Genomic DNA, 21,826 nt, shown 5'->3' with positions numbered 1-21,826 from the left:
ACGCGTTGAAATTCCACGAATCTGACGTATCCATGGCCTCTGCAAGAGGCCGGTCCCGACAGGCAGGTTGGACCGGCAGGAGGACTTGGTCGTGAGCGCCGCGTACGCCGTTGCAGCAGGTCAGGACCCTTTCGAGAGCGCCCGGGAGCAGGCAGAAGCCATGGAGAAGCATCTTCGGTCATCCGAGTCGATGGAGAGCACGCATGCCGAGCTGGAGGGGTTCGTCGTCGACGAGGGGCGCGAGTACCAGCGGCGGCTCCTCCAGGCCCACCTCGAGCTTCGGGCCGAGCGCGAAAGGCCCGTGGAGGTCAAGGGCGCGGACGGCGTTCAGCGCAAGCATCGACGTCTCAGCAGCAGAGCGCTCATGTCGGTCGTCGGAGAGGTCGATGTGCCACGCGCGGCCTATCAGGCGCCGGGCGTCCCCGGTCTTCATCCGATGGATGCGGCGCTGAGCCTCCCGGACGAGCTCTACTCGCACAGCGTCCGTCGCTACGTCGCCGAGAGCGCCGCCCGCAGCTCGTTCGATGAGGTCGTTGAGGGATTGAGAAAATCGACCGGCGCCGCGGTGCCGAAGCGCCAGGTGGAGGAGCTCGCGGAGCGCGCCGCGCAGGACTTCGATGCGTTCTACTCCACCCGCGCCGTCGAAGTCGAGGACACTCAGGCGCTGCTGGTACTCAGCTTCGACGGCAAGGGGATCGCGATGCGGCGCGAAGACCTCCGACCTGCGACGCGGAAGGCTGCGGAAGCGGGGAAACACAAGCTCACGAAGCGCCTCGCCAAGGGCGAGAAGCGCAACCGGAAGCGAATGGCCGAGGTCGCCACCCTCTACACGATAGACCCCTGGGTCCGCACGCCTGACGACATCGTGAACGACTTGCGCCCTGTGCATGACGTCGCCGCGCAACGGCCGCGGCCGGTGAACAAACGGGTCTGGGCGAGCGTGGAGAAGTCATCGCGAGAGGTGATCTCGGCGGCGTTTGCTGAAGGCCTGCGTCGCGATCCGGAACGCCTTCGGCGGTGGGTGGTGCTGGTCGACGGCAACAAGGACCAGATCACCCTGGTCAAGCGCGCCGCGAAGAAGGCATGCGTCGAGATCACAATAGTCCTCGATATCATCCACGTGCTTGAATATCTCTGGAAGGCCGCGCACTGCTTCTTCGCCGACGGGACCAAGGAGGTCGAGCAGTGGGTGACGTGCCGGCTGCACGAGCTGCTCGCGGGGCGCACGGCCGGAGCCATTGCCAGCACCATCCGGCGCCATGCCAGCAGCCGCGTGGTGGACATGGGGACAGCGGTGACGCTCGATACCTGCATCGGCTACCTCGTGAAGCATCGGACGCTCTTGCACTACGATCGCGCGCTCGCAGCGGGGCTGCCCATCGCCACGGGGGTGATCGAGGGCGCATGCCGCCATCTCGTCAAGGATCGCATGGACCGCACCGGGGCTCGCTGGTCGCTCCAAGGCGCAGAGGCGGTGCTGCGCCTCCGCTCGCTGCGCTCGAGCGGCGACTTCGAAGCCTACTGGGCGTTCCACCTGCAGCAGGAGCATGACCGAACGCACCGTGCACGTTATGCAGGAGGCGATGTCCCCTCACCGCTGCCGCCGCCTCGACCCAAACTGCGCCGGGTGAAATGAGCAAAACGCCCTCGTTCCAGAAGAGCCGCACCCAAATTATTTCCCCCGCGCTGTGTTCGCGTCCAGCGCAGCGACTCGGCCGCCACCACCGGACCTCGACGCGTCTCGTCAATGGTCAACTGGTAGACGGTGGGGGTGAAACCCGGCTCGATGTAGCGGACCTCGATCTCGATCGGCCCTTCGGCCCCGCGAGAGCGCAGCTCCTTGAAGCGGCCGCGCTTGTCCCACGCGCGACGAACACCATCCGTGAAGCACTCGGACAGGAACGCGAAGACATCGAAGAGGGTCGACTTTCCGCTGCCGTTCGGGCCGAGCAGTACCGTCAGCGGCGTCAGCTCCCTCAGCTCGAGGTCTCGCAGGGCACGGTAGTTCTTGACCCGTAGGGTCTCGATGAGAGGGACAGCGTGCGCAGGGCGTCTGGGCATGGTAGGTGCGTTCAGGGAAGGAGCGAGGACGTTATTTACCGCAATCCGCTCAGTGCCGTCGGCCCGTCATCCGAGCACGCCCAGCCTGGTTCCAGCCTGCGTGGATTCGTTCTCTTCCAGAGGCCGGAGATGCAGACCCTGCTGAGGAGCTCGGTGCAGATGGCTTCACGAGGTCGAACATGGCGCGATGGTTATCGATCAAGGGCAGAGGGAGGTCAACCGGACGGGCGCTGGAGCTGGTGCTCGGCCTGCCCGCCCTCGGCCGCCGTGCCTTCCCTGCCGAGGACCTCCCGTCCCTCGCGCGCCTGTCGCCCGTCGCGCTGGCGGAGCGCGCCGAGCTCGCGCTCCAGGCGGCGACCCGCCTCGCCGCCGCCTTCGAGCTCGGTCGGCGCGTTCACGCCGCGCGCACGCGCCGCCCGAAGCGCCTGCGCCGCCCGCGCGACGTCGCCCGCTTCTTCCACCCGACGCTGGCGCCGCTCGTCCACGAGGAGGTCTGGCTCGCCGCGCTCGACGCCCACGATCGCGTCCGCGGCGCGCGCATGGTCTGCCGCGGCGGCCTCCTGGGCGGCTCCGTCCGCGCCGCCGATGTCCTTCGCGCCGCCATCGAGCTCGGCGCCGTCGCGTTCGTGCTGGCCCACAACCACCCCGGCGGCGACCCCGCCCCGTCCGACGACGACGTCGAGCTGACCCGGGAGATCGAGCACGCCGCCCACCTGATCGGCGTTCCCCTCCAGGACCACGTCATCCTGACGCCCGCCGGGCGCTTCGCCTCGGTCTTCCGGGCTGGCTCATCCCGCTAGACCGTCGGGATCCTGGCGCCCACCGGCGTCCTCGCCGCCAGACCCGTGCGTCGCGCGGAGCGACCACCAGGCCCGGGACGTCCCTGCCGCCGCTGCCGAGAGCAACCTTTCGACGGGGCCTCCCGAGGCCGCACTGGGCGCCTCCGGCCTCCCTCCTGGCCAGAACGATGCCAGCCAAGCTATCCCAGCAACATCCCTCGTTTTTCTCACCCATCCATCCCCCGCGCTCCCCCGGACACCGCAGGATTTCGACACCCTCGCTTCTTCTATAAATCATCTTCTCCTCCACTTCTCTCTGGACACCTCTCTTCCCATCATGAATAGAGCACGCTTGCCCGTCTGGCATTCCAGCGCAATCCCGCGCTCCTGCCACGGACGAGGATGATCTCATGAGCAAATACACCGCTTCTGAAGTGATCCAGCTCCCCCGCCTCACCGCCGTCGGGGCGATGGCGCTCGGCGAGCAGCTGCTCACGGCGGCGAAGCCCGCGAAGAAGCAGCTCGCGAAGGGCATCGCGCGGGCGCTCGCCGTGCTCTCGTCGCGGCACGGCGAGCTCGCGTCGGCGCTGCGCGATCAGGTGTCGCTGTCCGGAGGAGGGGAGGCGAGCGAGGATGCCGTCCAGTGCGACCGTGTCATCGACGGTTGCTGGAGCGGTCTCCACGACTTCCTGACCGCGTTCACAAAGCTGCCGTCCGACGCGCCCGAGGTCGCCGAGGCGAGCGCGCTGAAGGCGGCCATCTTCACGGGAGGGCTCAAGTTCCTCCAGCTCACGTACGTCCTCGAGTGGTCCGAGAGCGAGCTCCGGCTGCAGCGCATCCGCAAGAACGGCCTCGACGCGCGCCTCGAGGCGCTCGGCGGCAAGCGCTTCCTCGTCGTCCTGGAGTCCGCGCACGCCGCCTACGGCAAGGCGCTCGGCGTCACGGCGCCCACGGCCGCGGCCGCGGCGGCGCCGCCGAGCGTGCGCGAGGCGCTCGACGCCTTCACCGATGCGCTGCGCGCGTACGTGATCAAGGTGATGGGCGCGGTCGAGCCCGACGAGCCGGAGACGCAGGAGCTCGCCGACAAGCTGCTCGCGCCGCTCGCGACCTGGAGCGTCGGGCCGAGCGGTCGCGGCGCCGCCCGGAAGAACGACAAGCCCGAGGGCGAGCCCGCTGCGCCCCCTCCGCCCGACGCGCCGAGCGCCGCGCCGGCGCCGGTCGACCTCTGAGCCCGCTCGCGTAACGCCGCCCACCGCCCGCCCTGTGCCAACCCCCCGTAATCTGTGCCAGACGAGGGGGGTCCGGCACTGGCACAAACGCAATGCATTGCGACACACAGGGGTCCGGACCCCTCGAGGACGCTCTGCAGAGCGTCTCCGGGAGCCAGATTGTGCCAGAATTCGCGTTTTACACCGGAATTCTGTGCCAGAACCGCCGGGAACGTGCTGGATCTTGTGCCAGAGGGGGGGTAGGGACCCCTCCGGACCGCAAAACAGAGCGCCTGCCCGGGCTCGGCACCCCCTCCGGCCCTCAGCGCAGAGCGCGAGCGAGCGGTCCTGCATGCTCCTCGACGAAAGCCGGAGCGCACCCGAGGACTCGATCCGTCGCCCGGGTGTGGCGACGAACGACGTGCGCGCGCCCCGAGGAAAGAAGCGCGCGTTCTTCATGGCCGTCGGACCAGGATTAATCGGTTCAGACGGCGGGCTGGGGCAACGGGCTCCCGGGGGCTCCTCATTCGATCTGGAGCTCGCTCTCCCTCCTGTCTATCGTTGCCCCCCATGCGCAACGAAGACCGCGACGCGAGATCTCACGGACGACGCGCGCGCTCCCGCGCGATCACCCGGCGACCTGGCGCCCTCGGTCACGGCGCGCTCGCGCTCGGCCTCGTCGTGCTCGGCTGCGGGGGGGAGGACGGCCGCGGCGAGGCCGCCGCGACCACCGCGAGCACGGGCAGCGCGACGCAGGCGACCTCGGGCAGCGGCGGCGGTGGTGCGGGCGGCGGCGGTGGGGCGGGCAGCGGAGCCGGTGGGGCGGGCGGCGGGGCCGGGGGCAGCGCGCCTGCCGGCCCGCCGATCGTCATCGACGGCGAGGCGCATACGCTCACCTGGGCCGACGAGTTCGGCGGCGATCTCGGCGCAGGCCAGCCGAGGTCGCGGGTCAACGCCGGCTTCTGGAGCAAAGAAAACCTGGGCGTCAACTTCGAGCAGCAGGCCTACACGAACCGCGAGTGCACCGACCACCCCGACACCTGGAACTACTGCGTCGAGGAGGGAAAGCTCACCCTCCTCGCGCGCGAAGAGCCCCTCGATTGCGTTGTCTGGAAGACGTGCGCGGGCGCGGCGGACTGCGACGCGAACGGGACCTGCATGGACGGGTATTGCCTGAGCGACAAGAACCAGAACAGCGTCTGGGACCACGACGAGTGCGCTCCGCACACCGGCATCGCCAACCCGCCCGCGAACGGGATGACGTACACGTCCGGCCGCCTCAGCACGGACGAGAAGATCGAGCTCCGGTACGGCTACCTCGAGTTCCGGGCGCGCATGCCCTTCGCCGAGCTCGCGGCGGGGGACGTCCCGCCGAGCGGCATGTGGCCCGCCATCTGGCTGCTCGGCGCGAACGGCGCCCTCAAGGACGGCGGGGTGGACGACAGCGTCGGCTGGCCGATGAACGGCGAGATCGACGTGATGGAGTACACCCAGATCAAGGAGAACCCCGCCCTCTACCCCGACAACCGGGCGATGGGCTTCAACGCGCTCTGGCGCGAGCGGCCCGAGGCGGGGGAGATCGCGGCGAGCCCCGGCGGCTGGGAGCCGAACGCCTGCAGCGCGTGGCCCAACGGCGGCGACGCGAAATGCGACGCCGACGTCGGCGGCGCGAGGTCGACCTGGGACGGCGTGACCCTTGACTATCGCGCGTGGCACACCTGGGGCTTCCTCTGGGACGAGGACCGCTTCGCGATCTACATCGACGAGCTGCCGCAGAACGGCGGGACGCCCGTCGGCGTGTTCAGCATCGGAGAGGGCGCGACCGAGTACCGCCAGCCCATGTACCTCATCATGAACCTCGCCGTGGGCGGCGAGCTCGGCTGCCTCGGGTGGAAGGACCGAGCGTGCTCCTCCGCCGCCCAGTGCGCGAACGGCGCCGCGTGCGTGGACGGCCAGTGCGACGAGACCGCGGCGTCGTGCATCGACGTCGACTGGGCGACCCAGGGCGACCTCGCCAGGCTCGAGGTCGACTACGTCCGCTGGTATCACCGCGCCTCGGGGTACCCCAGGCTGCCGTCGGCCGCGTGCCAGGACGGCGACGGCGACGGCGCGCCGGACAACCTCCTCAAGAACTGCGGGTTCAACGAGGACCACACGTACCACCGCAGCGACATCTTCTTCGAGGGCGGCGGCGGCCTCACCGAGATCATCGACGAGGGCGGCGACCACGGCCACGTGCAGTGGGTGCGCATCGATAACGGCGGCACGCAGCCGTGGAATGTCCAGGTCCGGCAGGAGGGCTTCCCGCTGGCAGCCGGCACGGAGCACACATGGCAGGTGGACGTCAAGGCGAGCGCGCCCCGCGTCGTGCCCATCAAGATCGCGCTGGCGCACGATCCCTGGACGACGCTCGCCGCCTTCGACTGCGATGTCGGGACCGCCTGGTCGACCTGCAGCCCGCCGAGCTTCACGCCCGAGAGCGCCGGCACCTACAAATTCGAGATCGACCTCGGGAACGACGGCGCGAGCCGCCACGACGGCACCGAGGTGACCCTCGATAACCTCTACCTCGGCACGGCGGAGCGCGCCTGCCAGCCGGACTGCACGGGCGTGTCGTGCGGCGACGACAGGTGCGGCGGAACGTGCGGCGCGTGCGCCGCGGGCCTGCGCTGCGCCCCCTGGGGCCAGTGCGCCGCGGGGGTCAACTAGGCTCGGCGCCAGGCGTGCCCACCCCGTCGAGCGCGCGGGCCCTGTGGCGAGCCGGCGCCGCAAGGCAATGCGCATGTGAGCCCACCCGCGTATCGCGGATGCTGGTGCTCGGGCGTACGCCGCGTTGACGCGACGATACTACGACAATATCTCACCTTTGTTTTCGCAGGGAGGTGGAACAATGCAGCGCCTCGCGGCGGATGGCTCGAGAGCCCGTTGAAACCGTCTGGTCGTGGCCGTTTTCTTCGTGCCATCATCGACGAGGTGAACGTAGGGCCGTCCAGCAGTCGTCCGATCGAGGAGGGGCATCATCTCCTGCTCGAGCTCGGGCGGGGAGGAACCGCGCACGTCTTCCTCGCCGTGCAGAGCGGCGCGGAGGGCGTGGACAAGCTCGTCGTCCTGAAGTTTCTCAGGCCCGACTTCCAGGACAACGCCGAGCTGCGCGAGATGTTCATCAACGAGGCGCGGTTCTCGGCTCGCTTGAACCACGCGAACATCGTCCAGACGAGCGCGATCGTCCAGACGACCCGCGGGGCCGCCATCGTGCTGGAGTACCTCGAGGGCCAGCCGCTCTCGGTCGTCCGGTCGAAGGCGCGCACCAAGCTCCCGCTGGAGATGCACCTCCGCATCATCATCGACGTGCTTCGCGGCCTTCATTACGCCCACGAGCTCACCGGCTTCGACGGCGAGCCCCTCGACGTCGTGCACCGCGACGTCTCGCCGCACAACGTCTTCGTGACCTACGATGGTCAGGTCAAGCTCATCGATTTTGGCATCGCGAAGCTCCTGGGCACGGGGGCCGAGACGGCGACGGGGGTGATCAAGGGCAAGATCGGGTACATGCCGCCCGAGCAGATCGAGGGGAACAAGGTCGATCGGCGGGCGGATCTGTACGCGGTGGGCGTCATGCTCTGGGAGGCCGCGACGGGCGAGCGGCTGTGGAAGGGGCTGAGCGACGTCGTCATCATGAATCGCGTCTTGAACGGGAACCTCCCGAGGCCGCGCGACGCCAACCCCGACGTGCCCGAGGAGCTCGAGCGCATCATTGTCAAGGCGCTGTCGTTCTCGCGGGAGGCTCGCTATGCCACCGCGCCGGAGCTCGAGGTCGACCTCGAGGTGTTCCTCGCCGGGATGATCCCCGTGACGAACCGCGACATCGGCAGGTTCGTGTCGCGCGAGTTCGAGGAGCTCCGCACGCAGACGAGGCGCATCATCGGCGAGGAGATGAAGCGCCGGGCCTCCATGGTGCGCTCGTCCGCGCCGGTCGACGTCGCGTCGTCGTCGCCGCCGCCGCTGTCTCAATCGCTCGCGCGCGCCGGCTACGCGACGATGACGAGCTCGGACTCGCGGCGCACGGACGCGCAAGGCGAGGCGCCGCGCCCGTGGCTGAAGCGGGCGTCCCGCTCGCTCTTCGCCGCGGCCGTGCTCGTGATCGGCGTCGGCGTCGTCCTCGGCGTCACCTTCCGTTCGTCGCGCTCCCCGAGCCCGTCCGTGGACGCCGGTGCTGCGCTGGCGCCGCCGCCTCCGTCGCCCACACCCGTTGCGCCCGCCGCCGTCACGGCGTCCGGGGAGCCGGCGCCCCCGCTGCGCGAGGAGACCGTTCCCTCGTCGGGCTCTGCCTCCGTCGCGGTGGCCGCTGCGCCATCCGCGCAGCAGGCCGAGCCGTCGGCGAAGCCGGCCGATCCGTCGGCGAAGCCGGCCAGGCCGTCGGCGAAGCCGGCCAGGCCGTCGGCGAAGCAGGCCAGGCCGACGGCAAAGCAGGCCGGGTCGTCCGCGAAGGCGCCGGACGAGGTCGCCTCGCCTCCGGCGTCGGCGGCCAAGCCAGCTCCCGCCGCGCCTGTCAGCCCGCCGAGCGTGCGATGCGACCCGCCGTACACCATCGACGCCGATGGGATCAAACGCTTCAAGGTCGAGTGCATGTGAGATCGCCTGTCGACACGACCTCGGGTACGGGGGCGCTCTCCGCGCTGGCCCTGGCTGTGATGAGCGGTTGCGGGACAGGCGGAGACGCCGGAACACAGGGCGGCGCCGGCGGACCGGCGACGGTGAGCGTGTCGTCCGGTTCCTCGGCGGGCACTGGAGGCGCGGGTTCCGGGAGCGCGGGCACTGGAGGCGCGGGTTCCGGAGGCGCGGGTTCCGGAGGCGCGGGCACCGGGGGCGCGGGCACCGGGGGCGCGGGCACTGGAGGCGCGGGTTCCGAAGGCGCGGGTTCCGGGGGCGCGGGCACCGGGGGCGCGAGCTCTGGAGGCGCGGGCACCGGGGGTGCGGGGGGTGACGGCGGCGGACCCGTCACGACGGACCTGCCTCCGGTCGCGCTCGTACTCAGCGGGGACGTCCAGGGAGTGCACGACCCGTCGATCCTCCGGGCGGGGGATCTGTATTATGTCTTCTCCACCGGCCCCGGGATCGCGATCCGGACCTCGGCGGACCTCGTGCATTGGGGCCTCGCCGGCGCCGTATTCAGCTCCACGCCAGAATGGGTCGCGAGCGCGGTGGGAGACGTCGACGCGCTCTGGGCGCCGGACATCTCTTACTGGGGCGGGCTCTATCATCTGTATTATGCGGCCTCGTACTTCGGGACGAACCGCTCCTGCATCGGTCACGCGACAAGGCCGTCTCTGGACGACGCGCATACCCGCTGGTTGGATCACGGCGCCGTCGTCTGCAGCGAGGGCACCGATTACAACGCCATCGACCCGAACGTCGTGATCGACGAGCGGGGCACGCCCTGGCTCGTGTTCGGGAGCTTCTGGTCGGGGCTCAAGCTCATGCAGCTCACCCTCGCAGGCGCTCCCGTCGACGGGACGCTCACGTCCATCGCCTCACGCCCGAGCACGGCCATCGAGGCGCCGTTCGTCGTGAGGCGAGGCGAACATTATTACCTGTTTGCCTCGTTCGACACCTGCTGCGTCGGCTCGGGCAGCACGTACAAGATCATGGTCGGCCGGTCCCAGGCGCTCGCCGGTCCTTACGTGGACAGGCTCGGGAGCCGCATGCTCGACGGCGGCGGCTCGCGCGTGCTGACCAGCAGCTCGAGGTGGCGTGGGCCTGGCAGCAACGGCTTGATCCGAGATGGTGAGTCCTGGTATCACATCTACCATTCGTACGACGCCGACGCGGACGGCATGTGGGCCCTTCGCGTCGCCGAGCTGAGCTGGGGCACCGATGGCTGGCCGGAGTCCGGCGGGCCGTGAGCTGGCGCTCGGGGGTGGCTCATACGTCGGTTTGTCGCGGGCGCCGGGCTCCTTCCCCTATACTCCCGCGGTGGCCGTGGTCCCCGCGGCCACGACCACTGCATCGCGCGCGCTCAGGAGACATCCATCGTGTGGGAGGTGACATGAACATGGCAGGTCATGGAAGGATGCTGGCCGGCCCTGCGGCTCTTCGTCCGGCGGCACGTGCGCTCCTGGCGATCGCTCCCCTGTTCCTCGGGGCGTGCTCGTTCGTCGAAGACCTGTCCCATCTCCAGCAGGAGACGACGAGCGCCGGGGGCGGCTCTTCGACGCAGAGCTCCAGCGAGAGCAGCAGTGGCTCGGGAGGCCTCGCCGGGGCCGGCGGCGATGGCGGCGCTGCTGAGGGCGCCGGCGGTGTCGGGGGGGATGGCGGCGTCGGGGGCGCCGGCGGGGATGGCGGTGCCGGCGCTGCCGGGGGCGCCGGCGGTGTCGGGGGGGATGGCGGCGGGGATGGCGGCGCCGGCGCCGGGGGCGGTCCCCTCGTCGATCTCGAATCCGGGCTCTTCCTGCACTACACGTTCGACGAGACCGAGGGGGACCTCGCGGCGGACGCCACCGGCGACGTGCTGCACGACGCGATCGTGATGGGTGGGACGTGGGTGCCGGGGCACATCGGAAACGCGCTGTCCCTCTCGGGGGTCGAGCAGTACGTGGAGGTTCCGCCCGGGATCTTGCAGACGCTCGACGAGATCACGTTTGCTCTCTGGGTCTCCCTCGGCCGGCAGCAGCTGTGGCAGCGGATCTTCGACTTCGGATCCGGGGAATCGGCGTGGATCTACCTGTGCCCGAAGGCGGCGGATCCGCCGGGCCTCCGCTTCTCGGTGAACTCCCTTGCGGGCGTCGATGAGTATACAGCGGACTGGACCTTGACGGTCGGGGCGTGGAGGCACGTCGCGGTGACGGCCTCCTTCAACCCGAATCGCTCTTCGATTTACGTCGACGGGGTCGAGGTGATGACCAGCGATCTGATCTACACCCGACCCTCGGAGGTGGGGAACACGACCCAGAACTTCATCGGCCGCTCCCAGTTCCCGACGGATCCCTACTTCAACGGGATCGTGGACGACTTCAGGATCTACGATCGTGCGCTCTCGGCGGCCGAGGTGGCGGCCCTCGCGGCGCTGTGACCGGGGGCGGCGGCCGCGCGCGACCGCGGCCGGCGGACCGTCGGAAGTTTGCTCCACGGGCTGTCGGATGCGAGTGTGCTGGACACGAGGAGCTCGGCGTGATGGCTGGAGAGACGGACGTGCTGCGATGGGCGAAGCCTCTCGGGATGAGGCGCGGCGGGTGCGTGGGGCTCGCGCTGCTGGCGACCTCTCTCTGGCCGCTCTCGGCGCCGGCGGACGAGCCCGTGGTGCCGGAAGCGGGAGCGGCCTCGGGGGTGGAGCAGTGTGTCGCGGCGCACGCCGAGGTGCAGGCGCTCCGGAGGAATCAGCGGCTGCTCGAGGCGCGCCGTGTGCTGAAGGGCTGCGCGCGATCCGAATGCCCGGCGCCGGTCCTTCGCGATTGCGTCGCGTGGGTCGACGAGATCGAGAGGGCGACGCCGTCGGTCGTCTTCAACGTGACGAGCGGCGGCGAGCAGGTCGCCGGGTCGAGGGTCCTGGTCGACGGCCAGCCGGTCGAGCTGTCGTCGAGCGGTGCGCCGCTCAGGCTCGACCCGGGGAAGCATACGTACCGTGTCGAGCATGACGGGCACAGGCCGGTGGCCAAGGAGCTCATCCTCTTCGAGGGGCAGCGCTTCCGGCAGCTGAACGTCGCGCTCGAGCCCGTCGTGGTCCCGCAGGCCCCGGTGGCTCAGGCCCTCATGACGGAGAGCTACCGTCCGGTGCCGGCGTGGACCTACGTGCTGGCGGGCGTGGGGGTCGCGGGCGCGGCGAGCTTTGCGGTGTGGGGCCTCATGGGTCGATCCGAGCAGGACCACCTCGAACAGACCTGCAGGCCGAAGTGCACGGACAGCGATCTTGCCAACGTGCATACGCGGTACCTGATAGCCGACATCTCTCTCGGTGTAGGCGCAGCGGCGTTCGCGGGCGCCGCGCTGACCTATCTGCTCCGTCCCACGGAGGAGCGGCCGATCACGGTGTCCGTGGAGCCGAACCGGACCGGAGTGTATGGTACGGTGTCGTTCCGCGGTATGTGAGATGGTATCATCTCTCGACCGGACGCTGGAATCTTGACGAGGGTCGCCGTCGTCGGCGCGACCTGCTCCACTTTAACAACCCTTCTCGAGCACCGTCGGACCGTTCCGTGATGCTCGAGGAATCGCTTCATTGGAGGATGCTATGAGAGAGGCATCGATCTTGTCGGGTAGTCTCGGGGCCATGCTGCTCACGGCCGTGATGCTCGGAACAGTCGCCACCGGATGCGGATCGAGCGATGACGACCCGGGAAGCGGCGGCAATGGCGGCAGCGGCGGCAGCGGGACGACGTCGGGTGGAAGCTCCACCACGAGCGGCTCAGGCGGCAGCGGCGGGACCACGCCTGGCACGGGCGGCGCGGGCGGCGAGGGGACGGGCGGCATCGGGGGCGCGGGCGGCGAGGGGACAGGCGGCCTCGGCGGCGCGGGCGGCAGCGGCGGCGCCGGCGGCAGCGGTGGTGATGGCGGCAGCGGCGGCGCCGGCGGCAGCGGTGGTGATGGCGGCAGCGGCGGCGCCGGCGGCAGCGGTGGTGCGACCGGCAGCGGCGGCGCCGGCGGCAGCGGTGGTGCGACCGGCAGCGGCGGCGCAGGCGGCAGCGGTGGTGCGACCGGCAGCGGCGGCAGCGGCGGTGGTGAAGGCGGCGGCGGAGCGGGCGGCGGCGGCGGCGCCGGGCCGGCTCCGACGCTCGTCGTGCACTATACGTTCGACGAGGAGGCCGGCCTCATCGCCAGCGACGCGTCGGGGAACGCGAATGACGCCACGCTCGCCGGGAGCGCCGGATGGTCGCCGACGGGGCGAATCGGCGGCGCGCTCAGCCTGCAGGGCGCCGACCCCTTCGTCGATCTCCCCGACGCCCTCATCGACGGCCTCGACGATCTCACCATCGCGACCTGGGTCAACCTGAGCAGCATCGACATGTGGTCTCGCATCTTCGATTTCGGCGGTAACGGATTCATGTATCTCACCCCGTCCAACGCTGCCGGGGAGCTGCATTTCGCGGTTTACAACGACGAAAACGAGGCGATCGTGGCGGTCCCGAACCCGCTGACCGTCGACGTCTGGAAGCATGTGGCCGTCACGATCTCGAGCGGCACGTACCAGATATGGATCGATGGTGTCTCCGTTGCATCGACCACGCCGGCGCCTCCAGACGACGTGAAGCCGTCCCAGCTGGCGCCCACGATGAGGAACTTCCTTGGCGATTCGCAGTTCGAGGCGGATCCCTTCCTCAAGGGGTACATGGACGACTTCCGGATCTACGACCGCGCCCTCTCGGCCGACGAGATGGCGGCCCTCGCCGCGCCGTAGGCGAGAGGACGCGCGGGGAGGCGCGAGGAGGGGGGCTTCGAGACATGGTACGGGCCATTGACCACCTCCGCCTCAAGCGCAGGTCGGCAAGAGCGCGGAGGTCTGACGGCTCAGCGAGGGCGGGCGCGCTCCATCAGATCCACGAGCGCGCGGTCGTCGGGCGTGCCCCGCGCGCGCAGCCCGGCGATGGCGCCGTCACGATCCTCGGGGCGGCGGTTCTGCGAGAGCTTGAGCTTGCCCTCGATCCGCGTGATCTCCATGGAGAGGCCGACGATCGCGGGGAGCAGCGCGCTTCGCTTCTCCGGCGAGAGCTCCGCGACGCTCCAGGGGTCGGGCTGCCCGTGCTCGTTCACGTCGGAGAGGCGCGCGAGCAGCGCGAGGAGCGCGTCGTGGTCCTCGATGGCCCGCGGCGCGCCGTGCGCGTGGACGACGGCGTAGTTCCAGGTCGGCACGTCGTCGCGCGAGGCGTACCACCCGGGCGAGATGTACCCGTGCGGCCCGCGGAAGACGGCCAGGACCGGCGTGCTCCCGTCAAGCGCGCGCCGGATCGGGTTGGCCCGCGCGACATGCGCGAGCAAGGTGCCGTGAGGGCCGCTGTCGCGATCGAGCAGGAAGGGCAGGTGCGCGATCATGGGCACGCCGTCCTCCCCGGGCGCGACGAGCATGCCGAAGGGGTGCGCGTCGACGAGATCGTGGAGACCAGCGAGGTCGTGTGCCTCGAAGGCCCTGGGAAGGTAGATGGATCGCGGCACGCCCGTCGTCATGCCGGCAGGGTGTACCACGGAGCGCCCGCCGGAGACGACGGTGCTCGAAGACCTCCTCCTCGTAGGGGAGGGTCGGAGACGACATCCATCGGCCCGAGAGCTTAGGACCTATCCCGGAGAGAGCGCCTGGGATTTCGGGCGACGACGAGAGGAACCATGCGGATATCCTCGCGGGACGGCTTGATATCGGTGTGCGACTCAGCAGCAGCGGCAGCAGCGCGTCGAGAGGCCGGCGCCCGGAAGTCGAGCCGGGCCATGTCTTCATCGAGCGGGCACGAAGAGTGGCCCGATTTGCTCGATTTCTGAGCTGTTTTTCTAGATCCAGGGTGATTCGACCCAGTTTTTTGAGTTAATTCTCTGGATCAAGCACGTATTTATCCAGATCAGAGCGACGAAACTCTCGTTGTAGCTTCCATGTACCTCGAATCCAGGACGCATTTTCTAGATTACGTCGAGTTTTGTCTGGTTCTTCGGCTAGGCATGTCTCGATGCCCCTGGTCCCTGCGCCCCCTGTCGCCCCGCGCGGTTACAGCGCCGTCGAGCTGGCGCGCGCCGCCGGCGTGAGCACCGGCACGATCAAGCACTGGATCGCGGAGGGCCTGATGCACAAGCTCGCGTTCCGCGGCCGCCGTACGACGTGCGGCCGCGAGCACCTCCTGCGGGCGCTCGCGATCAAGAAGCTGGGAATCCGGCGCAAGGCTGGCGCTGTTCTGGGTTCAGTTCGGGCGCGAGCGGGATCGTGGGGCGCCGTCCCTGGGCGCCCGTTGCGGTCCGGACCAGCGTGGCGCGGATGTCGCCGAGGCTGTCCATCATGGCGCTGCTCAGCGCGGCGGAGGCGTCGGTGCCAAGGGCGATGCGTGCCAGGCTGACGAGCATCAGCCCGAGCACCGTCGCAAAGGTGTGGAGCCGCAGCGAGCCGTCGGCCCACGGATGTGAGGGACCCCGGGGCACGACGCCTCCCTTCTTCGACTGCGCCGCGATCCGGTAGCGGCGACCGTCGCGCGTCGACCCAGGTTGGGGTAGCCGCCACGGCGGTCGCGACCACGACGGTTCAGACGCCTCATGCGCTCCGAACATCGGACACCGTCGCAGATTCTTTCGTCATCCTGGCAGATTTCCTGCCTGTCGAGATAGTCGCTGGCTCCTTATCACACAGGCGCTGCGCGCAAATGATGCATTGTGCCCATAACACGAAGAAGGAGCTCATCCGCGAGTGTCCCCGTCATGCCTGCGCCGTCAGGCCACTGGGCGCGCCGCAGGACCGACGGGAGGGAGCAGAACGCGTCCTCCGCAGTCCTCCAGAGACGTCGGACGCGCGCAGGCGCCGGACGGACGGATTGCCGGCGATCCACCACGGTCGGTTATGAGGAGGGGACATTGAAGACTAGATTCTTGATGCATAGCGTGCTCGCCACCCTGGCTGCGGCAGGATGTACGGGCGAGATCACCGGCGGGGCAGGCGGCCCGGGGACTGAAGACGACCTCGCCGGCATCGCAGGTCCGTCGGATCCGGGCGCGCTCCGTCCTGTCGTGCGCGTACCGCGGGAGCTCTTCGGCGCGAGGAACGACGCGGAGCACCTCACGTACCCCGAGGCCACGCCGGCCGAGCGCCGCTTCCTGGACCCGGATGACGCGAACAGCCCGCTTCACTTCTTCATCACCATCCACACGCAAGAAGAGGGCGTCGGGCCCATGTTCAACCAGCCGAGGTGCCTCGGCTGCCATCTGAACTCGGACGACATCGAGAGAAACCAGTCCGAGGCGCTCGGCAGGCTCTGGAGCCCGCCCGCCGACCTCAACTTCGAGAGCACCCCCGTCTCCCGTGCCGGACGGCAGGGCGTGACGGACTACTCGGAGATCTCGCGCTCGCAGCCGCCGCCAACCGCCTCGTTCACGCTCTTCGGCGACTTCAACGTCATCACCGGCAGGTTCGATCCGCTCACGCAGTTCGGCGGACCCATTCAACACGTCAGGTCCGTCCCACTTTGCGAGATCGACACCATCCCGCCCGAGTCCATCGATCCGAACTTCGCGGGCGGCGCGGATCCGGTCACCGGGATCAGCGACCTCGGGTTCGTGCGGGCGGTGGGTGAGCGGGCCGCTCCGCCCTACATCGGGCGCGGTCTGATGGAGGCTGTCTACGCCGGCGATATCCTGGCCAACGAAGATCCAGAGGATGTCGAGGGCAGCACATCGTCGCTCCCGCCATCCCCGGATTCGCGCCTCTGTGCAAACGACTGCATCTCCGGAAGGCACAACGAGAACCGCGCCGACCTCGCGTTCGTCGGGGGCGACTCCGAGGTGCGGCTCTCGCGGTTCGGGCTGCGGGCGGCAGGGCCGACGCTCCTTCAGTTCGACGTCGGCGGCACACAGGGGGAGATCGGGCTCACGAGCCCCTTCCTTCCGACCGAGCAACCCCTGAACCAGGAAAACCAGGGCCGAGGTTGCGACATCGTCCCCGATCCGGAGCTCACCGCCGAGGCGGTGGAAGATCTGCGCACACTCCTGCGCCTGCTCGGGATCCCTGACGTTGCGTCCGAGCTGCTCGAACCCACACCGTCGACGCCGCTCGCCGCCGACATCCACGCAGGCGCGAGGCTCTTCGGCGTCGATCTCGAGGCGTTCCGCAGCCGCATGGTGCCCGGGATGACGCCGACGAATTTCGGCGATCCGGACGCCGACCGCGGCATCGCAGCGGACCGGAAGCTCAACTGCGTCGGTTGCCACATCCCGATCATGAGGACGGGGAGATCGCCGGCGAGGGTGGGCGGCGAGCTGCTCAGCAACCGCTGGGCGCCGCTCTTCTCCGATCTTCTGATCCACGACATGGGCAAGTTCCCGTTCGTCCGCCCAGAGGCGCTCAGGCCGGCGCCCTACCCCGGCATCAGCCGCAACCTCGCCGACTTCGCCCTGCCCGATCAGGGTCGCGCGATGGGCAACGAGTGGAGGACGCCGCCGCTCATGGGCATCGGCAAGACGGGCGCGCCCTTCCTGCATGACGCGCGGGTGTTCCTGAACGTCCTCCGCCCTGCCGAGACCGTGGCGAGCTACGCGGGCGCCGTCAACGAGCGTCTGGTGATCACGAACCTCGATGAGGCGCTCCTGGCCGCCATCGAGCTCCATGACCTGCCGTCGCCGCCGCCCAACGCGCACGGCGGGCCCGATGACTCACTCTGCCCGAGGCCGACGCTCGACATCGCAGAGTACGACATATGCCGCCGGAGCAGCCCGAACCGGAGCGAGGCGAAGAACGTGATGGAGAGGTGGCGCCGCCTGAGCCGTGAAGAGCAGCTCCAGGTCGTGAAATTCCTCGAAGCACTCTGAAGAAGCAGCCGCGAAGCGGGCTCTCTTCGCGCGGGAGCCGCTCGCCCTGGAGCGACACGCCCCGCGCGTCCTCCCGGACCCCCCGCGACCAGAGCCACGCCGCGAGCGCCTCGCCGAGCGCGCGCCGCCCCGGTCCTTCCAGGTGACGTCGCCGTTCCTTGTGCTGCTCCAGCGGCGCGAGGCGAGCGCGCCCTACCTGGCGGCGTGGGTGGAGAGCACGGGCTGGAGACGCACGCCGACAGAAAGTCGCGGCGCCTTGTAACGCCCGGCGGCTCCGCGACCTCTGCGGGTGATCCCCGTGGCCGGGCAGTCTCCGGCCCCGGGCTCCCCTGACTGGAGGCATTCCCATGACCTGGTTCCAAGCTGCGATGCGATGGGCCGCGCGCGCCGATCGCCTCGGAATGCACGCGCTGCGCATCGGGCTGATCACCGTGCTCCTGTGGATCGGCGGGCTCAAGGCGTTTCCCTACGAGGCCGATGGCATCGTGCCCTTCGTCGCCAACAGCCCGGCGATGAGCTTCTTCTACGAACACCCGGCGCCCGAGTACACGAGGCACATGAACAAGGAGGGAGAGCTCGTGGCGGCCAACCGGGCCTGGCACGAGGCCAACGGGACCTATCGATTCTCGTGGGGGCTCGGCGCGGCGATCGTCGGCCTTGGCCTCTTGATCGCCGCGCATTACTGGAGGCCCGAGCTCGGCGCGGTGGGCAGCCTCCTCGTGGTGGGGATGTCCGTCGTCACCCTGTCGTTCCTGATCACCACGCCCGAGAGCTGGGTGCCGAAGCTCGGCGACGCGGAGCACGGGTTCCCGTACTTGAGCGGGCGGGGCCGCCTGGTGATCAAGGACGCGATCATGCTCGGCGCCGCGCTGGTCACCATGGCCCAGTCCGCTCGAGAGTACATGGCGCGACGCGCGCCCAGGAGAGCGCCCGCCGGAGCCGTCGGCCCGGCGGCGTGAGCGATCGCTCCGCTCAGGCTCGCTCGTCGATGCACTCGCGGAGCTGCTGCTTGGCCCGGTGGAGGAGCACGGCCACGTGGTTGGCCGTGAGGCCGAGCTGCTCCGCCACGGCCTCTCCGGGGAGCTCGTCGAGCAGCCGCAACGTCACGACCCGCGCCTGCACCTCGCCGAGGCGGTCGATGCAGCCGAGCGCGGTCACGTGCGCCTCGGCCGCAGCGATCAGCGCCTCGACCGAGGGCGCGCCGGCATCGAGCTCCTCGATCGCCGCGGGGTCGCCGAGGTGCGGCCGGCTGCGATGATGCCGGCGCCGCCCATTGCGGGCCTCGTTGCGCACCAGGACGGTGAGGAGCTTGCGGCTGTCCTCTTCCTCGTCGGTGAGGGCGCGCGCGTGGGGCAATCGCAGGAAGGTCACGAAGGCCTGTTGCACGGCGTCGAGCGCGTCCTCGGCCGCGAGGCCCTGGTGCCTCGCGACCCCCAGCAGATCGCGGCGGTGCAGGAGGACCAGCCGCGTCACCCAGCTCAGAAATCCCTTGTCGCTCATCTCAGAAGACGCCCTTCAAGAGGCCGCCCTCGGCGCGCACGGCGGCGCCGTTCACCGCCGCGGCGAGCCCGCTCGCCAGGAAGGCGACCACGTTGGCGACCTCTTCGGTGGTGATGAAGCGGCCGAGGAGCGAGGTCGGGCGCGTGGTGGTGAAGAACTCGCTCTCGACCTGCGCGACGCTCGCGCCGCGGCTCGACGCCAGATCGGTCACGAAGCGATCGACGCCCTCGGACCGGGTCGGCCCGACCAGGACCGAGTTCACGGTCACCGCCGTGCCCCGCGTGAGCTCGGCGAGGCCGCGGGCGAGGGCCGACTGGGCGGTCTTTGTGACGCCGTAGTGAATCATCTCGGCCGGGATCTGCACCGCCGACTCGCTGGAGATGAAGATGACCCGGCCCGCGCCGCGGGCGAGCATCCGGGGCAGGTAGTGCTGCGAGAGCAGCGCGCCCGAGATGACGTTGGTGGCGAAGATCTCCTGCCAGTCGCGGGCGGTGATCTCCTCGAACGGCTTGGGGCCGTAGACGCCGACGTTGTTGACGAGGATCTCGGCGTCGGGCGTGGCCTCGATGAGCGTGCGGCAGCCCGCCTCGGTGCCCAGATCCGCGGCCAGGCCGCGCACCCGCCCCGAGGGCGCCTGCTCGAGGAGGGTGGCGACGGCCTTGTCGACGCGAGCCTGGGTGCGCCCGGTGATGATGACCTCGGCCCCCTCTCCGGCGAGGCGCTGCGCGATGGCGTGCCCGATCCCGGCGGTCGAGCCGGTGACAATCGCTCGTTGACCAGAAATTCGCAGGTCCATGATGGGTCCTCCTCGGCGCGGGGGGCGACGCCGCTCCCCGCGCGACAGGGGGAGGGCCTAGTCCATCCTCCTCCTCATGGCTCGCCCGGCAGCGCTGTGGCGTGAAAGCGGCCCCTCACGGTGCGCAGGCGAAGGAGCGAGCACGTGTTGTTTGTATTACAGTGAGAGCGTATCGAGTGGAGCCTTGAAAACTTGACAAGCTTAACCGGTTTGGTTCTACTATGCGCTTACCGCGCACCACAGCCCGCGCCCTGCGCCGTGGCCCTGGACAGCCGTGCCTGACGCCAGCGCGGATCGCCTCCGCGGCATCGCCGGTCCCGCCTCGATCGCGAGGACCGGTGATCCACTCTCCCGCATGCAGGGATCTGCGGACCAGCTCGTGGGCGACAAGGAGCCATCATGCGAAAACCATCGTTCTTGGGCCTCAGCTCGTCAGGTATCCTCGTTCTTCTCCTGATGGGGCTCGGGTGCGGTTCATCGAGCGATTCATCCTCCGGCGCAGGGGGCGACGCAGGCGCCGGCGGTCAGGGCGCGACGAGCAGCGGGAGCGGCGCCGGCGGCTCCGGCGCCTCCGCCGGCTCCGGAGGCGCGGCGGAAGGGGGGGGCGGCGCAGGGACGGGGGGCAGCTCGGTGGGCACCGGCGGCACCGGCGGCGGCGTACCTCCGGCGCCGGCCTGGGACTGGACCGGCATCGTCGGCACGGGACAGAGCCTGTCGGTCGGCGCGGAGGGGACGCCGCCCATCGGGACGCAGCAGCGCTTCAACAACCTGAAGCTGTCCCTCGGGGACGCGAGCGTGCCGCCGTTCGATCCGGAGAGCAGCGCCCTCTCCCTGGTGCCGCTCGTCGAGCCCATCCGCAACTTCGCGACGACCTACCCGAGCGCCTACCCGAAGAACCTCTACGGCGAGACGCCCCACACCGCGATGGCCGACCAGATCTCGTCGCTGGTGAAGGCGGCCGCGGGCGGCGATCACGTCACGGTGCACACCGTCGTCGGCGAGAGCGGCCAGCCGATGAGCGTCCTCCGGAAGGGCGCCACCGAGGTGGCCAGCGGCGCCACGTCCATGGGCCGCGCCTACGCGGCGACGCTGTTCGAGGCCGAGGCGATCGCGCGGCTCGCCAGCCAGGCCGGCAAGACCTTCGGCGTCGGCGCCATCCTCATCACGCACGGCGAGTCTGACGCCGGCAGCGCGACCTACGAGGACGAGCTGTTCAAGCTGTGGTCCGACTACAACCAGGACATCCCGCCGCTCACCGGGCAGTCGCGGAGCATCCCGATGCTTGTATCTCAGCAGCACTCGGTGCACACCGAGGTGGGCTCGCGGTCGACATCGACCCTGGCGCAGTGGCGCGTGGGCGTGACCCATCCGGGCGATATCGTCTGCTCGGGTCCGAAGTACCAGTATCCGTACGCGCAGGATCATATCCACCTCAACGCGAGCGGGTACCAGCAGCTCGGCGAGAAGTACGGCCAGGTCTACTTCGAGAAGGTCGTCCTCGGGAAGGACTGGCAGCCGCTCCAGCCGACGCGCGTCGAGCGCAGCGGCGACGTCGTCACCGTGCGCTTCCACGTCCCGGTGCCGCCGCTCGTCTGGGACAGCGCGCTGCCGTCTCCCCACCAGACGGCGTTCACCGAGTGGGCGCAGGGCCGCGGATTCGAGCTCTGGAGCGGCAACACCCGGATCGAGATCAGCGGTGTCGAGATCGACGGCGAGGCGGTGAAGATCACGGCGCGGAGCCTCCCGGCTTCCGGCGTGATGGTCGGCTACGCGGCGACGACCGACGGAACGTCGATGGCGGGCGGCACGACGCGCTGGGGTCAGCTGCGCGACTCGGATCCGTTCGTCGGCTCGGTCACGGGCAAGGCCCAGCCGAACTACAGCGTGGCGTTCGAGATGAGCGTCCCGTGAAGTGAAGGGGCGGCGCCGGTGCGAGGGAGGGTTCGCGCCGCGCAGCGGCGCTTGGCCGCGTCGGGTACAGCGACACAGAGCGGGTGAACCGCCGA

The 21,826-nt window shown here is 69.8% G+C and carries 16 protein-coding genes and 2 pseudogenes; 13 read left to right on the top strand and 5 right to left on the bottom strand.

From position 1 onward, the window contains the following. Nucleotides 1–91: 91 nt before the first annotated feature. Nucleotides 92–1,636: an ISKra4 family transposase gene (locus tag WMF17_RS25105; protein ID WP_437643636.1), complete on the top strand. Its 1,545-nt coding sequence runs from the start codon at nt 92–94 to the stop codon at nt 1,634–1,636. A gap of 44 nt (nt 1,637–1,680) precedes the next feature. Here WMF17_RS25105 and WMF17_RS25100 read toward each other — a convergent pair. Then, nucleotides 1,681–2,061: pseudogene (locus WMF17_RS25100) on the bottom strand (AAA family ATPase); the annotation flags it as partial. A 179-nt stretch (nt 2,062–2,240) separates the two neighbouring features. On the opposite strand from WMF17_RS25100, the gene WMF17_RS25095 reads away from it, so the two are divergent. From WMF17_RS25095 to WMF17_RS25060, 8 genes are all read left to right on the top strand, one after another. Beyond that, nucleotides 2,241–2,861, top strand: a complete 621-nt coding sequence (locus tag WMF17_RS25095; RefSeq protein ID WP_437643634.1) for a JAB domain-containing protein — start codon at nt 2,241–2,243, stop codon at nt 2,859–2,861. Between the two features lie 389 nt (nt 2,862–3,250). After that, nucleotides 3,251–4,069, top strand: coding sequence for a hypothetical protein (locus tag WMF17_RS25090; RefSeq protein WP_437643633.1), 819 nt, complete (start codon nt 3,251–3,253; stop codon nt 4,067–4,069). A gap of 549 nt (nt 4,070–4,618) precedes the next feature. Further along, the gene (locus WMF17_RS25085; RefSeq protein WP_437643631.1) at nt 4,619–6,757 is read left to right on the top strand and encodes a carbohydrate binding domain-containing protein; all 2,139 of its coding nucleotides are present in this window, start codon (nt 4,619–4,621) and stop codon (nt 6,755–6,757) included. A 264-nt stretch (nt 6,758–7,021) separates the two neighbouring features. After that, nucleotides 7,022–8,680: a serine/threonine protein kinase gene (locus WMF17_RS25080; protein ID WP_437643629.1), complete on the top strand. Its 1,659-nt coding sequence runs from the start codon at nt 7,022–7,024 to the stop codon at nt 8,678–8,680. Between the two features lie 419 nt (nt 8,681–9,099). Further along, nucleotides 9,100–9,951: an arabinan endo-1,5-alpha-L-arabinosidase gene (locus tag WMF17_RS25075; protein ID WP_437643627.1), complete on the top strand. Its 852-nt coding sequence runs from the start codon at nt 9,100–9,102 to the stop codon at nt 9,949–9,951. A gap of 149 nt (nt 9,952–10,100) precedes the next feature. Beyond that, complete coding sequence (locus tag WMF17_RS25070) at nt 10,101–11,117, top strand: LamG domain-containing protein (protein WP_437595659.1); 1,017 nt, start codon at nt 10,101–10,103, stop codon at nt 11,115–11,117. Between the two features lie 98 nt (nt 11,118–11,215). Further along, the gene (locus WMF17_RS25065) at nt 11,216–12,130 is read left to right on the top strand and encodes a hypothetical protein (RefSeq protein WP_437643626.1); all 915 of its coding nucleotides are present in this window, start codon (nt 11,216–11,218) and stop codon (nt 12,128–12,130) included. 181 nt (nt 12,131–12,311) lie between these two features. Further along, nucleotides 12,312–13,436 carry a LamG domain-containing protein gene (locus WMF17_RS25060; protein WP_437643624.1) on the top strand — a complete coding sequence of 375 codons (1,125 nt, stop codon included), beginning with the start codon at nt 12,312–12,314 and terminating at the stop codon, nt 13,434–13,436. Between the two features lie 110 nt (nt 13,437–13,546). Here the strand turns inward: WMF17_RS25060 and WMF17_RS25055 are convergent, their stop codons facing one another. After that, nucleotides 13,547–14,200, bottom strand: coding sequence for an FMN-binding negative transcriptional regulator (locus WMF17_RS25055; RefSeq protein WP_437643622.1), 654 nt, complete (start codon nt 14,198–14,200; stop codon nt 13,547–13,549). A gap of 488 nt (nt 14,201–14,688) precedes the next feature. Here WMF17_RS25055 and WMF17_RS25050 point away from each other — a divergent pair. Beyond that, nucleotides 14,689–14,823: pseudogene (locus tag WMF17_RS25050) on the top strand (MerR family transcriptional regulator); the annotation flags it as partial. 49 nt (nt 14,824–14,872) lie between these two features. Here the strand turns inward: WMF17_RS25050 and WMF17_RS25045 are convergent. Then, on the bottom strand, nt 14,873–15,151 hold the full coding sequence (locus tag WMF17_RS25045; protein ID WP_437604384.1) for a hypothetical protein: 279 nt from the start codon (nt 15,149–15,151) through the stop codon (nt 14,873–14,875). Between the two features lie 426 nt (nt 15,152–15,577). On the opposite strand from WMF17_RS25045, the gene WMF17_RS25040 reads away from it, so the two are divergent. Both WMF17_RS25040 and WMF17_RS25035 read left to right on the top strand, forming a co-directional pair. Beyond that, nucleotides 15,578–17,524 carry a di-heme oxidoredictase family protein gene (locus WMF17_RS25040; RefSeq protein ID WP_437595655.1) on the top strand — a complete coding sequence of 649 codons (1,947 nt, stop codon included), beginning with the start codon at nt 15,578–15,580 and terminating at the stop codon, nt 17,522–17,524. A gap of 347 nt (nt 17,525–17,871) precedes the next feature. Next, a complete protein-coding gene (locus tag WMF17_RS25035) occupies nt 17,872–18,483 on the top strand; it encodes a DUF417 family protein (protein ID WP_437643620.1) in 612 nt (203 codons plus the stop codon). 13 nt (nt 18,484–18,496) lie between these two features. Here WMF17_RS25035 and WMF17_RS25030 read toward each other — a convergent pair whose 3' ends face one another. Together WMF17_RS25030 and WMF17_RS25025 are read right to left on the bottom strand one after the other, a co-directional pair. Beyond that, nucleotides 18,497–19,024, bottom strand: a complete 528-nt coding sequence (locus WMF17_RS25030; protein ID WP_437595653.1) for an RNA polymerase sigma factor — start codon at nt 19,022–19,024, stop codon at nt 18,497–18,499. 1 nt (nt 19,025) lies between these two features. After that, a complete protein-coding gene (locus WMF17_RS25025) occupies nt 19,026–19,820 on the bottom strand; it encodes an SDR family NAD(P)-dependent oxidoreductase (protein ID WP_437643618.1) in 795 nt (264 codons plus the stop codon). Nucleotides 19,821–20,219: 399 nt separating this feature from the next. Here WMF17_RS25025 and WMF17_RS25020 point away from each other — a divergent pair, with 399 nt between their 5' ends. Beyond that, nucleotides 20,220–21,731, top strand: a complete 1,512-nt coding sequence (locus tag WMF17_RS25020) for a sialate O-acetylesterase (protein ID WP_437643616.1) — start codon at nt 20,220–20,222, stop codon at nt 21,729–21,731. The last annotated feature ends 95 nt before the right edge of the window (nt 21,732–21,826 follow it).

This window comes from Sorangium sp. So ce362 (assembly GCF_051519845.1).
Classification (GTDB): Bacteria; Myxococcota_A; Polyangia; order Polyangiales; family Polyangiaceae; genus Sorangium.
This window is presented reverse-complemented; position numbering and strand designations above follow the sequence as displayed.

Bases quoted from the DNA above. Each gene is read 5' to 3' on its own strand.
- WMF17_RS25055 (WP_437643622.1), bottom strand. From the start codon at position 14,200: ATGACGACGGGCGTGCCGCGATCCATCTACCTTCCCAGGGCCTTCGAG.
- WMF17_RS25025 (WP_437643618.1), bottom strand. From the start codon at position 19,820: ATGGACCTGCGAATTTCTGGTCAACGAGCGATTGTCACCGGCTCGACC.
- WMF17_RS25020 (WP_437643616.1), top strand. From the start codon at position 20,220: ATGCGAAAACCATCGTTCTTGGGCCTCAGCTCGTCAGGTATCCTCGTT.
- WMF17_RS25090 (WP_437643633.1), top strand. From the start codon at position 3,251: ATGAGCAAATACACCGCTTCTGAAGTGATCCAGCTCCCCCGCCTCACC.
- WMF17_RS25085 (WP_437643631.1), top strand. From the start codon at position 4,619: ATGCGCAACGAAGACCGCGACGCGAGATCTCACGGACGACGCGCGCGC.
- WMF17_RS25035 (WP_437643620.1), top strand. From the start codon at position 17,872: ATGACCTGGTTCCAAGCTGCGATGCGATGGGCCGCGCGCGCCGATCGC.
- WMF17_RS25030 (WP_437595653.1), bottom strand. From the start codon at position 19,024: ATGAGCGACAAGGGATTTCTGAGCTGGGTGACGCGGCTGGTCCTCCTG.
- WMF17_RS25060 (WP_437643624.1), top strand. From the start codon at position 12,312: ATGCTGCTCACGGCCGTGATGCTCGGAACAGTCGCCACCGGATGCGGA.
- WMF17_RS25095 (WP_437643634.1), top strand. From the start codon at position 2,241: ATGGCGCGATGGTTATCGATCAAGGGCAGAGGGAGGTCAACCGGACGG.
- WMF17_RS25070 (WP_437595659.1), top strand. From the start codon at position 10,101: ATGGCAGGTCATGGAAGGATGCTGGCCGGCCCTGCGGCTCTTCGTCCG.